The 5,448-nt window shown below is 69.2% G+C and carries 4 protein-coding genes and 1 pseudogene; all 5 read left to right on the forward strand.

Annotated features, from left to right (window positions below; all coding sequences use genetic code 11):
• Positions 1-102, forward strand: a pseudogene (locus ACZ4WZ_RS33785) (ATP-binding protein); the annotation flags it as partial.
• Between the two features lie 294 nt (positions 103-396).
• Positions 397-3,600, forward strand: coding sequence for a sensor histidine kinase (locus ACZ4WZ_RS33790; RefSeq protein WP_467896930.1), 3,204 nt, complete (start codon positions 397-399; stop codon positions 3,598-3,600).
• A 10-nt stretch (positions 3,601-3,610) separates the two neighbouring features.
• Complete coding sequence (locus ACZ4WZ_RS33795) at positions 3,611-4,024, forward strand: roadblock/LC7 domain-containing protein (protein WP_030037347.1); 414 nt, start codon at positions 3,611-3,613, stop codon at positions 4,022-4,024.
• 93 nt (positions 4,025-4,117) lie between these two features.
• A complete protein-coding gene (locus tag ACZ4WZ_RS33800) occupies positions 4,118-4,672 on the forward strand; it encodes a DUF742 domain-containing protein (protein WP_467896932.1) in 555 nt (184 codons plus the stop codon).
• Positions 4,653-5,237: a GTP-binding protein gene (locus ACZ4WZ_RS33805; RefSeq protein ID WP_007266770.1), complete on the forward strand. Its 585-nt coding sequence runs from the start codon at positions 4,653-4,655 to the stop codon at positions 5,235-5,237. The genes ACZ4WZ_RS33800 and ACZ4WZ_RS33805 overlap by 20 nt, the downstream gene beginning before the upstream one ends.
• Positions 5,238-5,448 lie beyond the last annotated feature (211 nt).

Here is a 5,448-nt window from a genome sequence, read left to right on the forward strand (position 1 = left end):
CCCGACGCCCCCATCATCACCACCGACGCCCGCCACCGCGCGGACGCCAAGAGCGCACTCATCACGCTCGTCGAGCACGCCCTCATGGCCCGTCTCAAGTAGCACGCACGACAAGGCGATGTGCCGGGGGGCGGGCTGTGTTCTGGAACACGGCCCGCCCCCCGCGTTCATAACGTTTCGACAGTGAATTGTCGCCGGGCGGACACAGCGTGCGTTCGACTGGTGCCGCTGCGCGCATGGGTGGCCCCATTTTTGCCGCAGCTCGCTCTTAATGTCCGTTTTATGTGGGGCATAAGGTTCTGTGAATGGCCGGATTCAACTGTTTGGAACACGGCGCTTACCCATGCTGGAATTCAGCGAACTAGCTAGTAGCACCGCCGGAAGGTTGTTGGTCGAGTGAGGCGAAGCAACTCGAGCCCCGCGGATGAACCCGCGCGAGGCAACTTCACCCCGCCGCCGCGCGCGGCCATGTCGCCTGTCGACGTGCCCGCGGAACCATCCGCGAGCGGCGGCAGCACCAGCAAGCTCGCCCCCCGCAACTGGCGGGTGGCAACCAAGCTGAACGCCATCCTCCTGGTCCCCGTCCTCGTCGGACTGGTCATGGGCGGCTTCCAGGTGAAGGGCTCGATCGACAGCTGGAACGAGGCCAAGGACGCCGAGAAGACCGCCCGGATCGTCCAGGCCGCGTCCGAATACGGCCAGGCCCTCCTCAACGAGCGCGACCTCACCGCCGAGCCCCTCCTGAAGGGCGACCGCAACAACGAGGCCGTGACGAAGGCCTACGCGGCCACCGACGCGGCCAAGGCCAAGTTCGCGCGGGCCGTGAAGGACCTCCCCGCGAAGCAGGGCCTCGAGCGCCGCCTCGAGCTCTTCCGTCAGGAGGAGCCGAAGCTGGAGCAGGTCCGCAAGACGGCCTACGCCATCCCCGAGACCCAGAAGAAGAACCTCCCCTCCTCGGCCGGCCCCATCCCGACCGAAGAGGGATACGTGCTGGTCCAGCACTACCTCATGCAGTTCTCCAACGAACTGGGCCTGGGCACCGGAAACGTCACCAGCTACGGCCGCATGGTCTACGCGGTCGAGCTGGCCAAGGCCGCGAACTCGCTCCAGCGCTCCGTCGGCACGCACCTGCTGGTGCGCCCGAACGAGAACGAGGAGATCCGCAAGGCCCAGCTGGTCGCCTTCTCCTCCTACGCCTACCTCGAAGAGATCGCCATCGGCGAGTACGTCGCCGCCGGTACCGACGAGGACACCAACCGGCTCAAGGAGGTCATGGGCAAGAAGTCCCAGGAGGGTGCCGCCAAGCTCGCCCAGGCCAAGCAGGCCGCCGAGCAGGCCGGCACCGTCTTCAAGGCTCCGCCCGTGGTCAACGGCTCCGCGCTCACCGGTATGACCGAGGCGATAGCCGGCGGCGAGAAGCCCGCCAAGCTCGCCCTGAACGGCACCACCGCCCCCGCCTGGCAGGCCGCCGCCACCGCCAAGTTCGAGGGCTACGCCGAGATCGAGGAGGACCTCCTCGACAAGGCCGTCAAGGACGCCGTCGCGGTGTCCGACAAGTCGCGCGGCGACGCCATCCTGACCGGCGCCATCGTGGTCGTGGCCCTGCTGGCCGCCTTCATCCTGGCCGCGATGATGGCCCGCCAGATGAGCCGCTCGATGCGCCGTCTGCGCACCTCCGCCTTCGACATCGCCGAGCAGCGCCTCCCCGCGCTCGTCGACCAGCTCTCGCGCACCGACCCGGGCAAGGTCGACACCCGCGTGGAGCCGATCCCGATCACCTCCCAGGACGAGATCGGCGAGGTCGCCCGCGCCTTCGACCAGGTCCACCGGGAAGCGGTCCGGCTCGCCGCCGAGCAGGCGCTCCTGCGAGGGAACGTCAACGCGATCTTCACCAACCTCTCCATGCGCAACCAGTCGCTGATCGAGGGCCAGCTGACCCTCATCACCGACCTGGAGAACAACGAGGCCGACCCGGACCAGCTGGAGAACCTCTTCCGCCTGGACCACCTGGCCACCCGTATGCGCCGCAACGGCGAGAACCTCCTCATCCTCGCGGGTGAGAACCCGGGCCGCCGCTGGGACCAGCCGGTGCCCCTCGTCGACGTGCTGCGCGCCGCCTCCTCCGAGGTGGAGCAGTACGAGCGCATCGAGCTCTCGGGCGTCTCCGACGCCGAGATCCACGGCCAGGCCGTGACCGACCTCGTGCACCTGCTCGCCGAGCTCCTGGAGAACGCCACCACCTTCTCCTCCCCGCAGACCAAGGTCCGCGTCAACGCCACGCGTCTGCCCGACGGCCGCGTGATGGTCGAGATCCACGACAAGGGCATCGGCCTCACCGCCGAGGACTTCGCGGACATCAACCACAAGCTGGCCAACCCGCCGACCGTGGACGCGGCGATCTCGCAGCGCATGGGTCTGTTCGTGGTCGGCCGGCTGGCGGACCGCCACAGCATCCGCGTCCAGCTGCGCCCCTCGGGCGAGGCGGCCGGCACCACCTCGCTGGTCATGCTCCCCGACGCCATCACCCACGGTGGCGGTGGCGAGGGCATACCGGAGGACGACTTCACGGTCTCCTCGATCATTCCGCAGCAGCAGGCCCAGCAGGCCGCCCCGCTGCGGACGGCCGCCGAGCTCGGCTTCGACGACTCCGCCTACGACGGCCAGGACGCCCAGGGCGGCGAGCAGAAGCCGGCCGACCCGGTCGTGCGGTCCCTGGGCCGCGAGGAGCGCCGGGCCGCCCTCGAGGCGCAGCTCAACTACCCGCAGGCGCAGGATCAGGATCAGTACCCGGGGCCGGAGGCCCAGGACTATCCGGAACCCCAGCCCGAGCACGGGTACCAGGAGTACCAGGGCTACGAGCAGCAGTCCGCGCAGGGCTACGAGGCCCCGTACGACGCCCAGCAGCAGTCGCAGGCCTATGAGGCGTACCCGGAGCAGGGCTATGCCTATCCGGAGTCCGGCTATCAGGACCAGCAGCAGCCCGCCCAGGCGTACGAGGGTGGCTACGAGGAGCAGTCCCAGCAGGGCCAGTGGCCCGGGCAGAACACCTACCCGGGCTCCTACCAGCAGGATTACGGGACCGATTCGGAATCCCCGGCCGCTCCCGAACCGGCCCCGGACCGCGTAGGCTTCGACAGTCCGGGCGCCGCTGCAGACACCGGTCACCAGTTGACCGGAGCGGGCCTGCCGCGACGCGGCAGCCAGCAGCAGTGGCAGTCGGCACAGCAGGAAGCGGAGTCCGCCGGATCCCTCTTCGAGCAGCGGCCGCGGCGTCAGCAGCAGCCCGCCGAACCGGAGCGGGAACCGGAGGAGGCAGGAGCCGGTTCCGGCTGGCGCTCGACGAACGACGAGCGCTGGCAGCAGGCCGGCAAACTCCGTGAGCCGAAGGCGGGCGGGGTCACCCCGTCCGGTCTCCCTCGGCGCGTGCCCAAGGCCAACCTGGTCGAGGGTGCTGCGGAGACGACCCCGCAGGGAGGCCCCCAGGTCTCCCGCGCCCCGGAGGACGTCCGCGGCAGGTTGAGCAACCTGCGGCGGGGTGTCCAGCAGGGACGCAGCGCGGGTTCCGAGCAGTCAAGTAACAGCTATGACCAGGAGCGTTAGTGTGAGCGCGATGAGCCAGGCGGCGCAGAACCTTAACTGGTTGATCACCAACTTCGTGGACAACACCCCCGGGGTGTCCCACACCGTGGTGGTCTCCGCCGACGGCCTTCTGCTGGCGATGTCCGACGGATTCCCGCGCGACCGCGCCGATCAGCTGGCGGCCGTGGCCTCCGGCCTGACCTCGCTGACCGCCGGTGCCTCCCGGATCTTCGAAGGCGGCGCCGTCAACCAGACCGTTGTGGAGATGGACCGCGGGTTCCTCTTCCTGATGTCCGTCTCCGACGGATCCTCGCTCGCGGTGCTCGCGCACCCCGAGTGCGACATCGGCCTCGTCGGCTACGAGATGGCCCTTCTGGTGGATCGTGCGGGCAGTGTCCTCACCCCGGACCTGCGCGCGGAGCTCCAGGGCAGTCTTCTCAACTAGCAGACGGGCAGTGCGTTTCGCGTCACCGCACCATAAGGTGCGGTGGCGCGGTTCCACAGGGAGTACTGCGTTCTTGGAGTCGGAGGAGGAAACGTGACAACACCCGGAGGACATCCTTATGGCGGCCACCAGCCGCAGGGTGGGCACGACCAGAACCGCTTCAACTTCCCCTCCGCGCCCAGCCGGCCCGCGCCGGAGCACAACCCCTACGCCCAGCAGCCGTACGGCCAGCCCCAGCAGCCCCAGGCGCCTCACCGGCTTCCGCAGCAGCCCCCCAGGGCAGCGCAGCCGCAGGCTCCGAAGGCGCACAACCCGCTGGTGCGCCCGTACGCGATGACCGGCGGCCGTACCCGGCCGCGCTACCAGCTCGCCATCGAGGCGCTGGTCAGTACCACGGCGGATCCTGCGCGCCTGCAAGGGCAGTTGCCCGAGCACCAGCGCATCTGCCGCCTGTGCCAGGAGATCAAATCCGTAGCGGAGATCTCGGCACTTCTCTCCATTCCTCTTGGTGTCGCCCGAATCCTCGTCGCCGACTTGGCGGAGGCGGGCCTTGTCGCCATTCACCAGCCCGGCGGCGACGAGTCTGCCGGCGGCCAGCCAGATGTGACACTGCTCGAAAGGGTGCTCAGTGGACTTCGCAAGCTCTAACGGCGGAGCGGCTCCGCGCTCCACCACCTCCGCGAAGATCGTGGTGGCGGGCGGCTTCGGCGTGGGCAAGACCACGTTCGTCGGCGCGGTCTCCGAGATCAACCCCCTGCGCACCGAAGCCGTCATGACCAGCGCCTCCGCCGGCATCGACGACCTCACCCACACCGGTGACAAGACGACCACCACGGTCGCCATGGACTTCGGCCGCATCACCCTGGACCAGGACCTGATCCTGTACCTCTTCGGTACCCCCGGACAGGACCGCTTCTGGTTCATGTGGGACGACCTCGTACGCGGCGCCATCGGCGCCGTCGTCCTCGTCGACACCCGCCGCCTCGCCGACTGCTTCCCCGCCGTCGACTACTTCGAGAACAGCGGCCTCCCCTTCGTCATCGCCCTCAACGGCTTCGACGGACACCAGCCCTACACCCCCGAAGAAGTCCGCGAGGCCCTCCAGATCGGCCCCGACGCCCCCATCATCACCACCGACGCCCGCCACCGCGCGGACGCCAAGAGCGCACTCATCACGCTCGTCGAGCACGCCCTCATGGCCCGTCTGCGGTAGGAGTCCGGGCAGGCGCGCGCAGGCGCCGCAAGGACGCAGCAAGGCCCCCGTGTCCCGGACACGGGGGCCTTCGCCCTGCCCGCTCCCCCGGGCACGCCGAAGGCCCCGCACCCCCCTCTTGGGTTCTAGGAGTCGTCGCAACACCCCAGCTCAAGGGGTGCGATGGAGTTCGAGATCCGCAAGGTGCGGACGGTGGCCCAAGGCCGTAGGA

This window comes from Streptomyces sp. NPDC029122 (assembly GCF_055569445.1).

What these genes read in the sequence shown, in the direction of transcription:
- ACZ4WZ_RS33795 (WP_030037347.1), top strand. Translation starts at nt 3,611, where the DNA reads ATGAGCCAGGCGGCGCAGAACCTTAACTGGTTGATCACCAACTTCGTG.